Source organism: Nocardiopsis synnemataformans, from assembly GCF_965343085.1.
In the GTDB taxonomy this organism is placed as follows: domain Bacteria; phylum Actinomycetota; class Actinomycetes; order Streptosporangiales; family Streptosporangiaceae; genus Nocardiopsis; species Nocardiopsis alborubida.
This window is the reverse complement of record NZ_CBDRFA010000009.1, coordinates 87,635-102,820: the sequence shown is the minus strand read 5'-3', so window position 1 is coordinate 102,820 and position 15,186 is coordinate 87,635. Positions and strand designations below refer to the sequence as shown.

The 15,186-nt window shown below is 70.0% G+C and carries 12 protein-coding genes; 8 read left to right on the top strand and 4 right to left on the bottom strand.

The genetic code is table 11. The features are described from left to right. The first annotated feature begins 236 nt into the window (after positions 1-236). A complete protein-coding gene (locus tag ACSIH6_RS07400; protein ID WP_435107478.1) occupies positions 237-1,073 on the top strand; it encodes an alpha/beta hydrolase in 837 nt (278 codons plus the stop codon). A gap of 29 nt (positions 1,074-1,102) precedes the next feature. On the opposite strand, the gene ACSIH6_RS07395 is transcribed toward ACSIH6_RS07400, so the two are convergent. Both ACSIH6_RS07395 and yczR read right to left on the bottom strand, forming a co-directional pair. Next, positions 1,103-2,092 (bottom strand): hypothetical protein, encoded by a 990-nt coding sequence (locus tag ACSIH6_RS07395; RefSeq protein ID WP_435107477.1) that lies wholly within the window; start codon positions 2,090-2,092, stop codon positions 1,103-1,105. Between the two features lie 170 nt (positions 2,093-2,262). After that, positions 2,263-3,729, bottom strand: coding sequence for a MocR-like transcription factor YczR (gene yczR, locus ACSIH6_RS07390; protein ID WP_435107476.1), 1,467 nt, complete (start codon positions 3,727-3,729; stop codon positions 2,263-2,265). Positions 3,730-4,012: 283 nt separating this feature from the next. Between yczR and yczE the strand changes: the two genes are divergently transcribed. After that, positions 4,013-4,747 (top strand): membrane protein YczE, encoded by a 735-nt coding sequence (gene yczE, locus ACSIH6_RS07385; protein WP_435107475.1) that lies wholly within the window; start codon positions 4,013-4,015, stop codon positions 4,745-4,747. A gap of 694 nt (positions 4,748-5,441) precedes the next feature. After that, positions 5,442-7,247 carry a glycoside hydrolase family 15 protein gene (locus tag ACSIH6_RS07380; RefSeq protein ID WP_435107518.1) on the top strand — a complete coding sequence of 602 codons (1,806 nt, stop codon included), beginning with the start codon at positions 5,442-5,444 and terminating at the stop codon, positions 7,245-7,247. Between the two features lie 964 nt (positions 7,248-8,211). Here the strand turns inward: ACSIH6_RS07380 and ACSIH6_RS07375 are convergent. Continuing rightward, entirely contained in the window at positions 8,212-9,480 is a 1,269-nt protein-coding gene (locus ACSIH6_RS07375) for a VldE C-terminal domain-containing protein (protein ID WP_435107474.1), read from the bottom strand. Between the two features lie 38 nt (positions 9,481-9,518). Continuing rightward, a complete protein-coding gene (locus ACSIH6_RS07370; protein WP_435107473.1) occupies positions 9,519-9,902 on the bottom strand; it encodes a hypothetical protein in 384 nt (127 codons plus the stop codon). A gap of 849 nt (positions 9,903-10,751) precedes the next feature. On the opposite strand from ACSIH6_RS07370, the gene ACSIH6_RS07365 reads away from it, so the two are divergent. The 5 genes from ACSIH6_RS07365 to ACSIH6_RS07345 are packed head-to-tail and all read left to right on the top strand — an operon-like array spanning position 10,752 to position 15,184. After that, a complete protein-coding gene (locus ACSIH6_RS07365) occupies positions 10,752-11,186 on the top strand; it encodes a hypothetical protein (protein ID WP_435107472.1) in 435 nt (144 codons plus the stop codon). A 27-nt stretch (positions 11,187-11,213) separates the two neighbouring features. Next, positions 11,214-11,516, top strand: a complete 303-nt coding sequence (locus ACSIH6_RS07360) for a hypothetical protein (protein ID WP_435107471.1) — start codon at positions 11,214-11,216, stop codon at positions 11,514-11,516. 1 nt (position 11,517) lies between these two features. Further along, complete coding sequence (locus tag ACSIH6_RS07355; protein ID WP_435107470.1) at positions 11,518-12,180, top strand: hypothetical protein; 663 nt, start codon at positions 11,518-11,520, stop codon at positions 12,178-12,180. Further along, the gene (locus tag ACSIH6_RS07350; RefSeq protein WP_435107469.1) at positions 12,170-13,684 is read left to right on the top strand and encodes a TrbL/VirB6 family protein; all 1,515 of its coding nucleotides are present in this window, start codon (positions 12,170-12,172) and stop codon (positions 13,682-13,684) included. The genes ACSIH6_RS07355 and ACSIH6_RS07350 overlap by 11 nt, the downstream gene beginning before the upstream one ends. Before the next feature lie 21 nt (positions 13,685-13,705). Next, on the top strand, positions 13,706-15,184 hold the full coding sequence (locus ACSIH6_RS07345; protein ID WP_435107468.1) for an SCO6880 family protein: 1,479 nt from the start codon (positions 13,706-13,708) through the stop codon (positions 15,182-15,184). Positions 15,185-15,186 lie beyond the last annotated feature (2 nt).

Genomic DNA, 15,186 nt, shown 5'->3' with positions numbered 1-15,186 from the left:
AGTGGCGGGCAGACCCAATCGCGTCATATGCCGTTTTTCGTGGGCGGACACGAGAAAACGGTCGGCGTATCGGGTGATCCCACACCCCCGGGGCCACGGGCCGCGCGTGCCCGCTCCGCGCACTCCCGGTCCGCACTGCTGCGCACCGGCCCCGCCGCGCCGTAGGGTGACCATCCGACGGTCGCGCACGGCTTCGATCGTCGCAGACGAAGGCTCGGGCGAGGAGGCGGGACACGGTGATCACCACACGTGAGTGGGCCCTGGCGGGCGGACCGGACGGTTCGGGGAAGCTGGCGGCGCGGGCGTGGGCCCCGGTCGAGGGCGAGCCGACCTGGCTCGCGGTGCTGGTGCACGGCTACGGCGAACACCTGGGCCGGTACCACGCGGTGGCCGAGGACCTGGTCCGGGCGGGCGCGGTGGTCTACGGCGCCGACCACCGCGGACACGGGGGCTCCTCCGGTGAGCGGGTGCTGGTCGATGACTACGCGGGCGTGGTCGAGGACGTGCACCGGCTCGTCACCCAGGCGCGCACCGCCTACCGGACGCTGCCGCTCGTGCTCATCGGCCACTCCATGGGCGGGCTCATCGCCTCCCGCTACGCCCAGACCCACCCCGGGCAGGTGAGCGCGCTGGTGCTGTCCGGGCCGGTGCTGGGCCGGTGGGAGACCCTGGAGCGGCTCGCCGCGGCCGAGGAGATCCCCGACGCCCCCATCGACCCGTCCACGCTCTCGCGGGACCCGGCCGTGGGCGAGGCGTACGTGGCCGACGAACTGGTCTGGCACGGACCCTTCAAGCGCGCCACGGTGAACGCCATGCTCACCGAGATCGAGCGCGGTCTGGCCGCCGGGAGCGTGGGACCGCTGCCGCTGCTGTGGGTGCACGGCTCCGACGACCGGCTGGTGCCGCTGGAGGGCACGCGGGTAGGCGTCACCGCGATCATGGGCGAGGACTTCACCGCGCGGGTCTTCCCCGGCGCACGGCACGAGGTGTTCAACGAGACCAACCGGGACGAGGTGCTCGGCGAGGTGGTCCGCTTCGCCCAGCGCTTCGCCCTGCCCGCGGGGAACGGCTGAGGACGCGGGAGCGGCTGGACCGGCGACGGTCAGGCGTCCCCTCGGCGACCGGAACCGTTCCTTTGACGGTCAAGGAGGCCGGACAGCGCGGTGGCCAGCGGTTCGGCGCCGTCGATACCGTGGTCACAGGCCTGACGCGCCAGGTAGGGAACCGGACGCGCGAGGTCCAGGTCTGGGGCGGGGTCGGCCTCCAGCCGTGCGAGGAGGACAGCCAGAAGTCGCACCCTGGTCCGCGGCGTCAGGGTCCAGTGCTCGACCACGACACGCACAGGGTGCTCCCACTCCAGCCGGGCGGGAAGCCGGTACAGCGCCTCCCCGCCCGGCCCCACACACTCCGCGAGCGCGTCGATCAGGTCGTCGTCGACCTCGTCATCGGCCACGTTGTGGGGTTGGAGGTCAAAGATGGAGGAGACGGGGTGCTCGTGTTCGGCCACGCGGTCGCCCCCGATGGCGCGGAGCAGCCCCAGGGCGGCGCCCAGGCGGGTGACGGAGTCGTGCTCCGTGCCGATGAGGCGGCGCAGTTCGGCGTGTATCTCGGCTACCTCGGCGCCCGTCTCCGCGCTCTCCAAGGCGTGGCCGCCGAGGGCGACGAGGAGTTGGAGCCGGACGGAGGCGTCGTGCTCGCGCTCCAGCCGCGCACGGATCGCGTCCAGCACGGCGGGCCCGGTGCCGCGCGTGTAGGCGACGGCACAGGCGGCGAGTCTGCGCAGATCGACATCCGGGTGGGTGAGCGCGCTGATGAGGGCGTCGTCGGTCGCGGTGGTCGCGGCGTGCAGGCGTGAGATCCATTCCTGGTCCTCGTTGGGACCGAGCGGGACGACCAGCGACACCACGTCGAACAGGAACAGCCGCCATGCCATGCCCACCCGTGCCTTCTCAGCCTCCGGCGCCCCGACCGTGGCCGGGTCCACACCGAGCGCGTCCAGCAGCCGGTCGAGGCCGACGGTGTCATTGTCTCCGGTGTCCAGGAACCCGAGCTCGCGCATCGCGGCGGACATGTCGAAGCGTTCCGGATCCATCCCTGCACCTCCGGCACGTCCGGCGCGGATCGGTTCGGATCGGTTCGGTACCGGTTGGTCCGCGACGCCGACTTTTCCACAGGCGCGGATTCGGCGTGGTGCCGGGGCAGCCGGGCGTGGTGAGCTGTTGGCAAGGGGACCTCGTGCCTTCCCCTCCCCTCGGCGTGCCCTCAGACGTACAGCTGTCCCCGGGGCTGCGTCGGGTAGACCAGGGTCTCGGTGTAGGCGGCGGCCAGGCGCTCCACCGCGTCCACGAGCACGTCCGGCGGCTGGGTGTAGGCCAGGCGCAGGTAGCGCTCCAGGGTTCCGTCGGCGCCGAACACCGGACCGGCGGCCGGGTGCACCCCGTGCCGGATCGCGGCCGTGGCCAGCGCGCTGGCCACGGGGTGGGGCAGGGTCGCCCACAGCACCAGCCCACCCCCGGGCACGCTGGGCCGCCAGTCGGGAAGGCGCTCGCGCAGGGCGTGCAGCAGCGCGTCGCGGTTGCGGCGCAGCTGGCGGCTGCGCTCGGCCCGGATGCGCAGCACGTCGGCGAGCAGGTGGGTGGCGGTGAGCTGGTCCAGCACCGCCCCGGCCAGGTCGAAGCGCTGGCGGATGGCCATCAACCGGGCCACCATCGGAGGCGTGGTGCGCACCCACCCCACCCGCAGGCCGCCCCACAGCAGCTTGGCCACCGATCCCACCGTCAGCACCCGGCCGTCGGTGTCGTGGGCGGCCACCGGCGCGGGCAGGTCGCCGGAGTCGATGGCCAGTTCCGCGACCGTCTCGTCGACGACCAGGTGGGTTCCCGCCCGGCGCGCCTCGCGCACCAGGACCCGGCGCTCCTCGTCGTCCATCAGGGCGCCGGTGGGATTCTGGAAGTCGGGGATGAGGTAGGCCAGGCCGGGTTTCCACTGGCGGAACGCGTCGACGAGGTACTCCATGTCCCAGCCCTGCGGGCTCACCCCGACGGTGCGCACCCGCGCCCCGGCCCGGCGGATGGCGTCCAACGCGTGCGGGTAGGTGGGCGACTCCACCAGGACCTCGTCGCCGGACTGCACGAGCATGTCCACGGCCAGCGCGACGCCCTGCTGGGCGCCGTTGGTGACGAAGATCTGCTCGGGGGTGGTGGGCAGCCCGCGCTCGACGTAGCGCCGGGCGATGGCGTGCCGCAGCTCGGGCAGCCCGTAGGGGTAGTAGCCGAGCCCTCCCACGTGCGCGGCGAGCTGCTCGGCGGCCCGGAACGCGGCGGCGCGCAGCCCCTCCACCGCCGGGGGCGCGGCCACGCCCAGGTCGATGTGCTCGGCGGTGGGGACGAAGGGCGAGGGCTCGCTGGTCGCGGAGTCGGGTAGGACGGTCCAGCTGCCCGCGCCCTGCCTGCTCTCCAGGAAGCGGTTGTCGCGCAGCCAGGCGTAGGCGGCGGTGACGGTGTTGCGGCTGACCCCGAGGGCGGCGGCGAGGTCGCGTTCGGCCGGGAGGCGGGTGTTGGTGGGCACGCGGCCGTCCAGGACCAGTCCGCTGACGGCGCGGGCGATGGCCAGGTAGAAGGGGCGCTCCACGGGCGCCTCGCCGATGAGGCGCGCCAGCAGGCGCCCGTTGATCCGCCGGGTACCGCCCCCGGAACGCTCCGCCGCGCGGTGGCCGCTCTGTCTCGCCATGCCGTCCCCTGTCGCCGCGTTGAAAGGGCCAGTTACCTGGATTGGCTCTTCATTCCAGGCGCCACATCCGCCACGATACCCAGGTGGCCCCCTTACTGGACCCGGGTCCGGTGAGGGCAGTCGTGGGGGACGGCGGGCGGCACGGCCGGTCGTCTCGCCCCGTGCGCCCTGAACCCCGCCCCGGGCCCGACGCTTCCGGCCCCGCCTCCGCCGGGACCGCGTGCCCGTACCCGCGCCTCCGCGCGGGTTCTCATCCGATGATCCCAGGAAAGACAGGTGTCCCGTGACCGCACAGCCCCGTCCCGCCCGTGACGCGGCCGCCGCCCTGCTGGGCCGGGTGCTGGTCACCCCCGCCCTGCCCCGGCCCCGGCCGCGCCGCCTGGCACAGCTGTACGCGGGCCTGGTCCTCTACGGCCTGAGCGGCGCGCTGCTGGTCCACGCGGGACTGGGAGCGATGCCCTGGGACGTGCTGCACCAGGGGCTGTCCCGCCAGACGGGGCTGTCCATCGGCACGTGGAGCGTGCTGGTGGGCGCGGCGCTGATGCTGCTGTGGATCCCGCTGCGCCAGAAGCCGGGTCTGGGCACGCTGAGCAACGTGGTCGTCGTGGGCATGACGGTGGACCTGTTCCTGTGGCTGCTGCCCGAGGCGGAATCACTGGTGGTGCGAGTGCTGCTGCTGGGGCTCGGGGTGGTGGTGTGCGCGGTCGCGACCGGCTGCTACATCGGCGCCCAGCTGGGTCCGGGCCCCCGGGACGGGCTGATGACCGGCCTGGCGGCCCGGGGGTGGTCGGTGCGCCTGGCCAGGACCGTGATCGAGGTGGCCGTCGTGGTCACCGGCTTCCTCCTGGGCGGGACCGTGGGGGTGGGCACGCTGGTGTTCGCGGTGGCGATCGGTCCGCTGGCCCAGGTCTTCCTTCCCCTGATGCGCGTGCCCGACCCGGCCGCCGGGCAGACCGCGCCCCGCCGGTCCTGGGGCGCTGACCGCGAACGTCCGCCGGGGCCCGTCCACCCGGAGTGACCCCGGCCCGAGGTGAAAGTCCTCGGTGCGAACCCGTTCCCGGGGCGCGTCGGCGCTCCGCGGTACCGCCGCGCGCACGGCCCTAGCTGTATTGACCTGAGAGGTTGCTTCCGTTCACTCCCCGTCCGGGTGAGCGGTACCGCCACCCTCACACGGCTGCGGTTGCCCGTGGCGGACTCCCGGCGCACAGGGCGCGGCCCGTACCGTCACGCGCACACGGCTCCGGCGGCCCGGCGGGGGTTGCGGACGGCTCAAGTACACCCATTCCGGCGGGCCTTGGCCTTCCCGTCACCGGATCTTGATCACCGCGTCATAACTTCTGGCCTGACAAACTGCCCCATTTCGCCACATACCTCGCCGCACCTTCCGATGCACGTGCACCTGCGGGTGGCGCCCCTCCGGAGGAGGGGGGAAGATGGGGAGCGCGGTGAACGGAAAGGACCGTGTTCGGGACGGTTCCTGGGCACCGGCCTTTTCGGCTGCCCTCACCTGGGCACATTACCGGGTGGAAGGCAAGCGGCGGCTGGTGCGGAGGCGGAACGTGGCCCGAACGGCGCCTGGCGGCGGTGCCGCCCCCCATGGCGGGCAGGAGACGGAACCCCGGCGGGACGCGCACACGGGTGCGCGCGCGGGCGGCCGTCGCAGGGCACCGCGCACCCCACGAGGCGCCGACCGCACAGACCATGACGACGTGATGGGGGTGAGCCGCGTGCCCGGCTGGATCGAAGACTACGCAATGATCGGCGACATGCAGACCGCCGCGCTGGTCGGGCGCGACGGTTCCATCGACTGGGCCTGCCTTCCCGACTTCGACTCCTCCGCCTGTTTCGCCGCGCTGCTGGGCGACGAGCAGAACGGCTGCTGGACCCTGCGCCCCGCCGAGGGCGAGACGCGCGCCACCCGCCGCCGTTACCGGGATGACACGCTCATCCTGGAGTCGGAGTGGGACACCCCCTCGGGGTCGGTCCGGGTCATCGACTTCATGCCGCCGCGCGGCGGCGCCCCGCACATCGTGCGCATCGTCGAGGGGCTGAGCGGCTCGGTGCGCATGGAGACGACCATGCGCATCCGCTTCGACTACGGCCACGTCGTGCCCTGGGTGCACAGAACCGGGGCCGAACTGGTGGCCATCGCGGGACCCGACGCCATCTGGCTCAGCACCCCCATCCCCCTCCAGGGCCACAACTTCACCCACGACGCCACCTTCACCGTCACCGCGGGCCAGCGGGTGCCCTTCGTGATGACCTGGCACCCCTCCCAGGTGGAGGAGTCCGACCACCTGGACGCGGAGAAGGCGCTCTCGCGCACCGAGCGATTCTGGGAGAAGTGGGTCAACCAGTGCACCTACGAGGGCCCCTACCGCGAGGCGGTGATCCGCTCCCTCATCGTGCTCAAGGCCCTGACCTACCGTCCCACCGGCGGGATCGTCGCCGCCCCCACCACCTCCCTGCCCGAGGAGATCGGCGGGGTACGCAACTGGGACTACCGCTACTGCTGGCTGCGCGACGCCACCATCACGCTGGAGGCGATGATCCGCTCCGGCTACAAGGACGAGGCGCTGGCCTGGCGCGAGTGGCTGGTGCGGGCGATCGCGGGCGAGCCCCAGCTCATGCAGATCATGTACGGCATCCGGGGCGAGCGCAGGCTCACCGAGTGGGAGGCCGAGTGGCTGCCGGGCTACGAGGCATCCCGCCCGGTCCGGATCGGCAACGCCGCCGTGGGCCAGTACCAGCTCGACGTCTACGGCGAGGTCATGGACGTGCTGCACCTGGCCCGCCGCCACAACATCCGCGGCGGCGACTACCTGTGGGGCCTCCAGCGCTCGCTGGTCAACTACCTGGAGTGGTGCTGGGACGAGCCGGACGAGGGTCTGTGGGAGGTGCGCGGGCCACGCCAGCACTTCGTGCACTCCAAGGTGATGGCCTGGGTGGCGGCCGACCGCGCGGTGCGCAGCATCGAGGAGTTCGGCAAGGAGGGGCCCATCGAACGCTGGAGGGCCCTGCGCGACACGATCCACGCCGAGGTGTGCGAGTACGGCTACGACCCCCAGCGCAACACGTTCACCCAGTACTACGGCAGCAAGGAACTGGACGCGGCGCTGCTGCTGATCCCCGAGGTGGGTTTCCTGCCCTACGACGACCCGCGCGTGGTCGGCACCATCGAGGCGGTCCGCAAGGACCTGATGGTGGACGGGTTCGTGCTGCGCTACCGCACCGACCTGGACGACTCCGCCGACCAGCTGCCCGGCAACGAGGGCGCGTTCCTGGCGTGCAGCTTCTGGATGGCCAACGCGCTGCTGTCGATCGGCCGCCAGGACGAGGCCCGCGAGCTGTTCGAGCGGCTGCTGTCCCTGCGCAACGACGTGGGCCTGCTGGCCGAGGAGTGGGACCCGCGCGAGAACCGCCAGGTCGGCAACTTCCCCCAGGCGTTCAGCCACGTGCCCCTGGTGACCACCGCGCTGAACCTGGCCACCCGCCAGGGGGGATGGCGCGCCGAGTAGACCGCGCCCCGCCCCCGCACGCCCCCGTTCCCCCGATGCCCTCCCCCCGCCCGCTGCCCCCCGCCAAAGCAGAGCGACACCGGAGCACCCGCACACCAGAGCGGAGGCACGCCCCCGCGCCCACGCGCCCCCGGGACCACCCGAACCGGGGCCGGGGCGCGGGGCGGCCTTCAGTCCTGGCGGAGGCGCGGCCGCTGCCACGGCGCGGCGCGCAAGCCCTCGGGGCGGTCACGGCTCCCGCGCACGCTACATCCGCGGCGTCTGGGGCGGCGCTTTGCCCTGTCCCGGACGCCGTGCAGGTCTCCTGAAGGAGACGAACGTGCCTTTGAGCCCTCGGGGACTGGACGGCTCACCCCTGAGGTAACCACCCTTGTTCGCCGGTCGCGCGGTTCCCCCTTCCGTCTCGGTCGCTCCGCTCCCGTTCTGGGCTCCACCCGGTCGCTTCGAGCCTTGTTCCGTGGAGTGAGTGGGCCGTTGGGGGTCCCGCGTATCCTGAGCCCTTTCGGTCCCCGCTTTCCCGCGGGCCTCGTGTTGTCCCGCCGTATCGGTCTCCGCACGCACGGCGGCGTCATCCGGAGCGGGCTCGCCTTCTTCCCCGGGTGCGGGATCCTTCACCCGAGGGGTCCGCAGTCGTTGCGCCGACCGGTCGTTGTCACCTCTCGTGCGAGGAGCCTGTGGCCCCCGCCCGGACCGGCCACGACCAGCTTCGGACCGGGTGCCGCCGGAGAAGAGCCTCCGCAGAGCCGAACCCAGCCGCCCCAGCAGCCTCGCCGCGAACCTGGACACCCTTCTGTTCCTTCGGCTCACCCGTCGCGTATCCGTCCTCTGCCGACCGCGTGGACCGGACCACTGAGCGGCGACCTGCTTGCTCGCCTCGGTGAGCGGATCCACCCCGTCGGCTCCGGTCTGTCCCTGATCCGGAACGGTCACGTCACCACATCCTTCGGGAAGTCACACGCCCGGTTCAGCACGCCACGATCCTGGGGCCGTTAAAGGACACGTGGACATGGTCGTAGTGCCCCAGAGTCGGCCCGCTCCCCCCGTAACCGCGCCAGCTCTCCAGCTCCATAACCCCCTCCGAAGGAAACCAGACACGGTTGTACCAAATAACGTACATCACTCCCAGTACCTCGTGATTCGTCATCACCCATTCGGCAATCGCGTCTCCGTGTTGTTTCTGCCCGGAGTCCGGCATCACGCTGCCGTTGTTGATCATGTAGTCCATTGCCTGCCCCATCGGATGCTCGAATCCGTCCGGGGGGCAGCGACCAGCGTGAACCAGGTAGACACCTTCCTGGAAGCGGTCGTAGATGACCTTGTGCGCAGCGCAGGTCAAAGGCGTTATCTGCTGGGTTCCGCCGACCGCTCCGGGAACCGCGCAAGAATCCGGCGGCAAGTTCACGAGTTCGTCCACGTCGAAGTCCTGGGGCTCGACCGACATTTCGAGCGCGTCATCCCCGCAGCTCTCCCGAGAGCCCTCCCCATCCGCCGCGGATCCGACGTTGAAATCTCCCTCGGAGTAGTTCTCGGCGTATTCCAGGACCTTGTCGGCGTAGGCACCCGTGGAGTCCGCGTTGTACAGCGCGAGGGCATTCTCCACGTCATCCTCGATGCCGAGGTAGAGCAGGTACCCCGCGGCTCCCTTCACCGCGTCCCACTTGTCGCGCACGTCGTAGTCGCCGTCGCCGTCGCCGTCTGCGGCGAAGGGCCGCCACACCGAGTCCGGATCGTCGCGGCGGGATTCGGGGTGGTCCCAGAACGTCTCATGTCCGAAGTGCTCCACACTGTGCGTGGTCAGGCCGGACTCGGGTGCTGACCAGGCATTGCCCGCCGCCCCGTCGTTGAGGACTCCGAACTGCATGGGACCGATCGCGCCCGCGTCATTGACGAACCGGCTCCTCTCATCCCGCCCGTGATCGCTCTCGACCTTGCCGACCGCCGCCAGAAGGCTCCAGGGGACGTTGGTCTCACGGCCGATCTGGCGATAGACCTCCAGCATGTCCTCGGGAATGTCGTCCTCTCCCTCGGATGAGACGTCGGGCTGGTCCGAGCGGGTACCACTGCCTCCCCCGCCACCCGGTACGCAGGCCTCGCCCGAACCACCACCGAACATGGTCACGACGATGAGCATGGCGAGGAGAAGGAGGAGCACCACCAGACCGGCGACGAGGGCCGCCGCGCCCTGGTCGTCGGCGCGCTTCGCGCCCTTGCTGCGCCGGGAGCCGGGAAACATCCGTCCACCTGTTTCGTGAGGAGAGCGACTCGCGGGTTTCAGTGCAGGAACCTGTGGACCGAGGTCACCTTCCACTCGCCCGTCTCCGAGCTGAGGGAGAGGTCGACCAGTCCGATCGGCTGGGGGTCGGAGCCGTAACGCGCGTGGACGTTCACGGAGATCTCGACGGTGTCGGCCCCCTCGATCCGCAGCTGGAATATCTCGGCCGATCCCACCGTGTCGGTTCCGAGTTCGGAGAGCTGTTCGTAGAGCGTCCCGACGTGCGGATCGTTCGGCAGCCGCGTGGTCATGTCGAAGGACGTGTACGGAGCCAGCCGGTCGTGGTAGTCGCTGGGCCCGTCTCCCTCAGCGAGACTCGCGGCCTCGGCGGCGAAGTCAACGGCCACGCTTGCGGCCAGGGCGAGGTCATCGTGGTCCCCCACGAAGAGTTCAGCAAGGTCGGGGACCGCCTCCTCCTCCGCGGGCGAGGGCCTGGACTCCTCCTCTCCCTCCCGCGGCGCCGCGCCCGGGGATCACCTTCGACGAACACGTAGCGCGCCCCCAAGACGAGGAGGGCGACCGCCACCAGTGCCGCGAGGACCCCGAGCACCGGCATGACGCCGTCCTTCCAATCCCGGGTGTAGTAGTCGCCCATTTCGTTTCCCCACCGCAATCACGAAGCCACCGAAAAAAGACATGGACAAGCCTGCGCACGTTCAAAGGCCAGATAGCAGGCAGGTTTTCCCCGCCCCTTGCGATCGCTCGGATTTCTATCACCGACCAACGACAGGAGGCAAAAATGATGCAGATCTCATTGACTACGGTGCGTGCTCGTGCCGGTGGGGAAAGAGACGGACAACAGGCAGGCGCCACCAGCAGGAACAGCACAAAGCAAAGGTCAGCGCGTTTTCCCGGGGAAGCCGCAGGCCACGGCAATCCAGAACGTCCCGTCAAGCGAGAGGCCACAGTGACCACTGTTAGCGAGGAGCGGATTCGGTTCTGGCCACATCCGGCCAATCACATCCACAGAATGTCGCAGGGAACTGATATCTATGAGCATGAACGCCGGCAGCTCCTCAGAGCGCTGGAACCCTGCCGACAAAACCGTCAACCCACCTGCAAAGAACCTTTCCGCTATTACCCCAGCAGTCGAAGGCAGACCTGTCTTGAGCTTGTTCGGCAATACCCGCGCGCCTGACACCGGGGCCGCACGGGCAGAACGTCAGCACGCCTGGGCGCCTCCGCTCGAAGGCACCGCCTGGAAGGGCGCCCCACCCCGGGAAATCGGGTTCATGGGGTGCCACGGAGGCGCGGGGACGACGACGCTGGCCACACTGGTGCCCGGCGCGAGGGACCTCGGGGCCTTCGACACCAAGCGTCACGGAACACAGGGTCTCGAAGAGGACCTGGTACTGGTCGCCAGGGACAGCGTGTCCGCCAGCGTCAGGGCCGCGGAGGTCGTCAACATCCTGGGCTTCCTCGGACTTCGGATCACCGCACTCGTCGTCGTGGCGGAGACCCCGGGACGGATACCGGCGGACGCGCGTTCACGTCTTCGCCTGCTGGAGGGACAGACCTCCGCCCCCGTCTTCTTCCCCTATGTGTCCCAGTTCCGGTACGTGAACACTCCTGACGTCGCGTCGGCCAAGCTCCCCAGGAAAGCCCAACAGGCGATCGATCAGATCATCGCCGCCGGCGAGCGCGCAGGAAGAAGAAACCCGTCTTGACCAGACGGACAGAGCAAAAGAGGAAAAATGGACCCCTTCGCTGTCCTGACCACCGCAACCGACGCCTCCCTCCTGGCCGCTCTGGTGCCCAATCCCGAAGCCGACCTCCCCGAGGAGGTCAACTCGTCCCTGGTGATCCTCTTCGGCTGGGCCAAGGGAGTGATCGTCGTCATCGGCGTCATCGGCATCCTCTTCTCCGCCGGTCGCATGGCGCTGGGCAAGATGGGACGGACCGACCTCGCCGCCGACGGCATCGGCTCCCTCGTCTGGGTCGTCTTCGGCCTCTCCCTGATGATGGTGGCCATCCCGATCGTCACGGAATTCCTCTGAGATGACCGCACCGACAACCGCAGCGGAATCGGCGCTCCCCGCACACACCCCCGCCTACGCCGCGCTCTCCCTCCCGGCGCCCTTCGGGGAGATCGAGCACATCGTCGGCGCGCTCGCCTGGCTCACCCTGATCATCGCCGTCATCTCCCTTCTCGTCATCGCGGCGAAAATGGTGATGGCGAGCCTGCGCAAGAACTCGCTCGAGGCGTCCGAAGCGGTGTCCCAGATCCCCTGGGTACTGCTGGCCGTGTGCATCACCTTCATCGCCGTGCCCATGGTGACCGTCCTCATCCCGGGAACAGGGATCGGGGGAAACGCCGAGGCGAGCGACTCCATCCTGTCCGTCAGCGACAACACGGGCACCACGCGGTTCTCGCTGGCGGTCGCCTCCCTGATCGCCTGGGGCAAGGGAATCGTCGCCGTGCTCGCGGTCCTCGGACTGCTCTGGTCCGCGGGGCGGATGGCCCTGGGAAAGTTCGGGGGCAGCGATCTGGTGGTCGACGGGGTGGGCGGGGTCACCTGGGTGGTCTTCGGTATCTGTCTGATGCTCCTGTCCTCGCTGATCATCGCTGAACTCGCGGGCCAGCCGACGCTCGAAGGCGGAGTGGTGAACGCCTCGATACCGTCGGGCCCCACGCTAAGGAACCCCTCCCATGATCTTTGACAGCCTCATCGGTTCGGTGGCCGACTGGGTCGGGGAGGGAATCACCGGCCTGTCGGCGATCGCGATCAACGCCTTCATCTCGATGCTCAAGCTCTTCCTCATGAGCTGGGCCCTCAAGCCCACGGTCAGCGTCACCGACGCGGACCTGCTCAACGTGCAGGAGGGCGACGGAGGAGGCGCGGGCCCCTCGGCCGCTATTCAGGACCAGCTCATCGTCCTGGTCGCGATCATCGCGATCTGCAGCCTCCTGGCGGCTTCGGCGCGCCTGGCGTGGATGCGCAGGGTGGAACCGCTCACCAACGTGGCCAGCGGCATCATCACCCTGGTCATCACGACCTTCCTGGGGCTGGCGATCGCCGAGGTCCTGATCCGGTTCTCGGACGACCTCTCCTCCTACCTGATCCTCAACACCCTCGAAATGAACGCGCTGCAACCGGAGCAGGGCCTCATGGAGAACAACCTCCAGGTCCTGGCCTACGCGTTCTTCATGCTGATCGTCGCGCTGCTGGGCCTGCTCTTCCTGTTCGCGCAGATGGCCTTCATGCTGCTCCGGGACGCGTCGCTGATCGTCCTCGCCGGGGTGCTCCCCCTCGCCGCGGTCGGGAAGATGATCCCCGGGACCAAGTGGTTCGAGAAGATCACCGGTTGGATGCTCGCCCTCATCTTCTACAAACCGTGCGCGGTCATGGTGATGTGGGTGGGGTTCATGCTCCTCCAGGGCGGACAGCCCGACCTCTCCAACTCCACCGAGATGTTCGGCGACGACGCGCTGGACCTCAACACATCGTCACCGCAGGAACTCGGCTTCACCGAGGCCGAGGACGCGGAGGAGGACGTCACCCTGGACAGCCTCCTGAACATGGCCTACACGATGACGATGGGCGTCATCGTGCTCGGGCTCGCGCTCCTGGCCATGCCGGTCATGGTGAAGCTCTTCGACTTCACCGTCGGCCACGTCGGCGGGTTCGCCAACCCGGCCCCCGCACTGCTCAACGCGGCCGTCTCAGCGGGGACCGCCGCGGCGACCGGCGGCGCTTCCGCGGCCGGGGAAGCGGCGGCCTCGCAGGCGGGCAACATCAACGCCGGTCTGGGAAACCTCGGCGACGGGATCAACCCGCCCAAGACCGGCGCCGGCCCCGGGGGCGACGGCCAGAAGGTGGCGGGGTCCCCGGGCGACCCCGGTGGCGGGCAGGGATCGGACGTGGGCGCCCAGAACTCTGGCGACGAAAAAACGCAGCAGCCTCAGGAAACACCATCCGACCAGGACCATCCGCAGGGCGCCTCCCAGGATCCGAACAAGGTCAACCAGGCACCGACACCCGTCCCGGAGGCTCCCCCCGGGACGGGGGCGGACCAGCCGCCAACCGGTACAGGAGCGCCACCGGCCCAGGACGGAGGCTCCTCCTCCGAAAACGCAGACTCGGGCGGAGCGGCGCAGCCAGAGACCGGCGCCCTGCCCACCAATACCGACGCAGACTCCTCCACCGAGCCTCAGGACGACTAGTCCCGAAGGGATGCCACACCCATGTCTCAACCGCGCATGTACGGCGGATGGCGCAAGCAGCGCAGCATCGGCATCGCCGGTCTGGGCCTGGGCGCGACCATGGCCCTGATGGGCGGACTCATCGTCCTGGTCGTCGTCGCCTCCGTCAGTCCGGGACTCCTCGTATACGCCGGGCCGCCTTTCATCGTCACCGCCCTGGTGATGATCGTTCCCGTCCAGGGCCAGTCCCTGGGCCAGTGGATCGGCCTGCGTCTGAGGTGGGCCACCGCCCGAGCCCGCGGCCACACACGGTACGTGGGCGGTGTCCTGGTCGAACACCCCCGGGCCTTCCAGCTCCCCGGCGTCCTCGCCCCCGTGAGCCTGTTGAACGTCGAGGACGGCAGAGGAGGTCGTTACGGACTGGTCTGGCACCGCCGCACCGGGCACATGACCGCCACCGTGCGCACGGCGCCCAACTCCACCTGGCTCGCCGAGTCCCGCGACGTCGACGGGTGGGTCGCCAACTGGCACGCGTGGTTGGCGGGTCTGGGATACATGCCCTGGATCTCCTGGGTGGCGGTGACCGTGGAGAGCGCGCCGGACCCCGGCTCCACCCTGCGCCACCAGGTGTCCGCGCAGTTGGATCCCGACGCGCCCGCCGAGGCGCACAAGATCATGAACGACCTCGTCGCCAGCACTCCCTCCGTGAGCGCGAACGTCGAGACCCGTATCTCCATCACCTTCGACCCCCGCAGGTTCCCGGCCAACCCGAAGACCAAGGTCGAGGCCATCGCCGAACTGGGCAACTACCTCAACGAACTGGAGGGCGGGCTGGGCAACTGCGGGGTCAGCCTCCTGGGCAGGGCGACGCCCCAGCACCTCGTCGCCTCCGTGCGCAACGCCTACGACCCCGCGGCGCGAGGAGACACCAACCGACTGCTCCTGGAGAACGGCGACGGCCTGCGCACGAAGGACTGGGCCGACGCCGGGCCCATGTCGGCCGAGCTGCGCCATGACCGGTACGTCCACGACAGCGGCACGAGCGTGTCCTGGGTGTGGCAGGAGGCCCCGCGCACCAACGTGACCTCGAACGTCCTCGCCAAGCTCCTCTCCCCCACCAGGTACTGCAAGCGGACGACGATCCTCTACCGCCCCTGGTCCGCGGCCAGCGCGGCCACGGCCCTGGAGAACCAGCGCACAGCGGCCCAGTACAAGTCCGAGCTCAGCCGCAGGATCAGGCACCAGGTCAGCGCGCGCGACCGGCAGGACGAGGAGCGCGCCGCCCAGGCCGCACGTGAGGAGAGCATGGGCGCCGGCCTGGTGCAGATGTCGATGTACGTGACGGTGACCGTCCAGCACGAGGAGCAGTTGGCCGCGGCTATCGCCCAGACCGAGTCCGCCGCCGAGTCCTCGCGTATCCGGCTCAGGCGGGCCTGGGGCAGTCAGGACGTCGCCTTCGCCACCACGCTCCCGCTGGGAATCTGTCCACCATGGCTGTTGCAGCGACTGAACGGTTGGTAGGA

What these genes read in the sequence shown, in the direction of transcription:
- ACSIH6_RS07395 (WP_435107477.1), bottom strand. Translation starts at nt 2,092, where the DNA reads ATGGATCCGGAACGCTTCGACATGTCCGCCGCGATGCGCGAGCTCGGG.
- yczR (WP_435107476.1), bottom strand. Translation starts at nt 3,729, where the DNA reads ATGGCGAGACAGAGCGGCCACCGCGCGGCGGAGCGTTCCGGGGGCGGT.
- ACSIH6_RS07380 (WP_435107518.1), top strand. Translation starts at nt 5,442, where the DNA reads ATGGGGGTGAGCCGCGTGCCCGGCTGGATCGAAGACTACGCAATGATC.
- ACSIH6_RS07375 (WP_435107474.1), bottom strand. Translation starts at nt 9,480, where the DNA reads ATGTTTCCCGGCTCCCGGCGCAGCAAGGGCGCGAAGCGCGCCGACGAC.
- ACSIH6_RS07365 (WP_435107472.1), top strand. Translation starts at nt 10,752, where the DNA reads ATGGGGTGCCACGGAGGCGCGGGGACGACGACGCTGGCCACACTGGTG.
- ACSIH6_RS07360 (WP_435107471.1), top strand. Translation starts at nt 11,214, where the DNA reads ATGGACCCCTTCGCTGTCCTGACCACCGCAACCGACGCCTCCCTCCTG.
- ACSIH6_RS07355 (WP_435107470.1), top strand. Translation starts at nt 11,518, where the DNA reads ATGACCGCACCGACAACCGCAGCGGAATCGGCGCTCCCCGCACACACC.
- ACSIH6_RS07350 (WP_435107469.1), top strand. Translation starts at nt 12,170, where the DNA reads ATGATCTTTGACAGCCTCATCGGTTCGGTGGCCGACTGGGTCGGGGAG.
- ACSIH6_RS07345 (WP_435107468.1), top strand. Translation starts at nt 13,706, where the DNA reads ATGTCTCAACCGCGCATGTACGGCGGATGGCGCAAGCAGCGCAGCATC.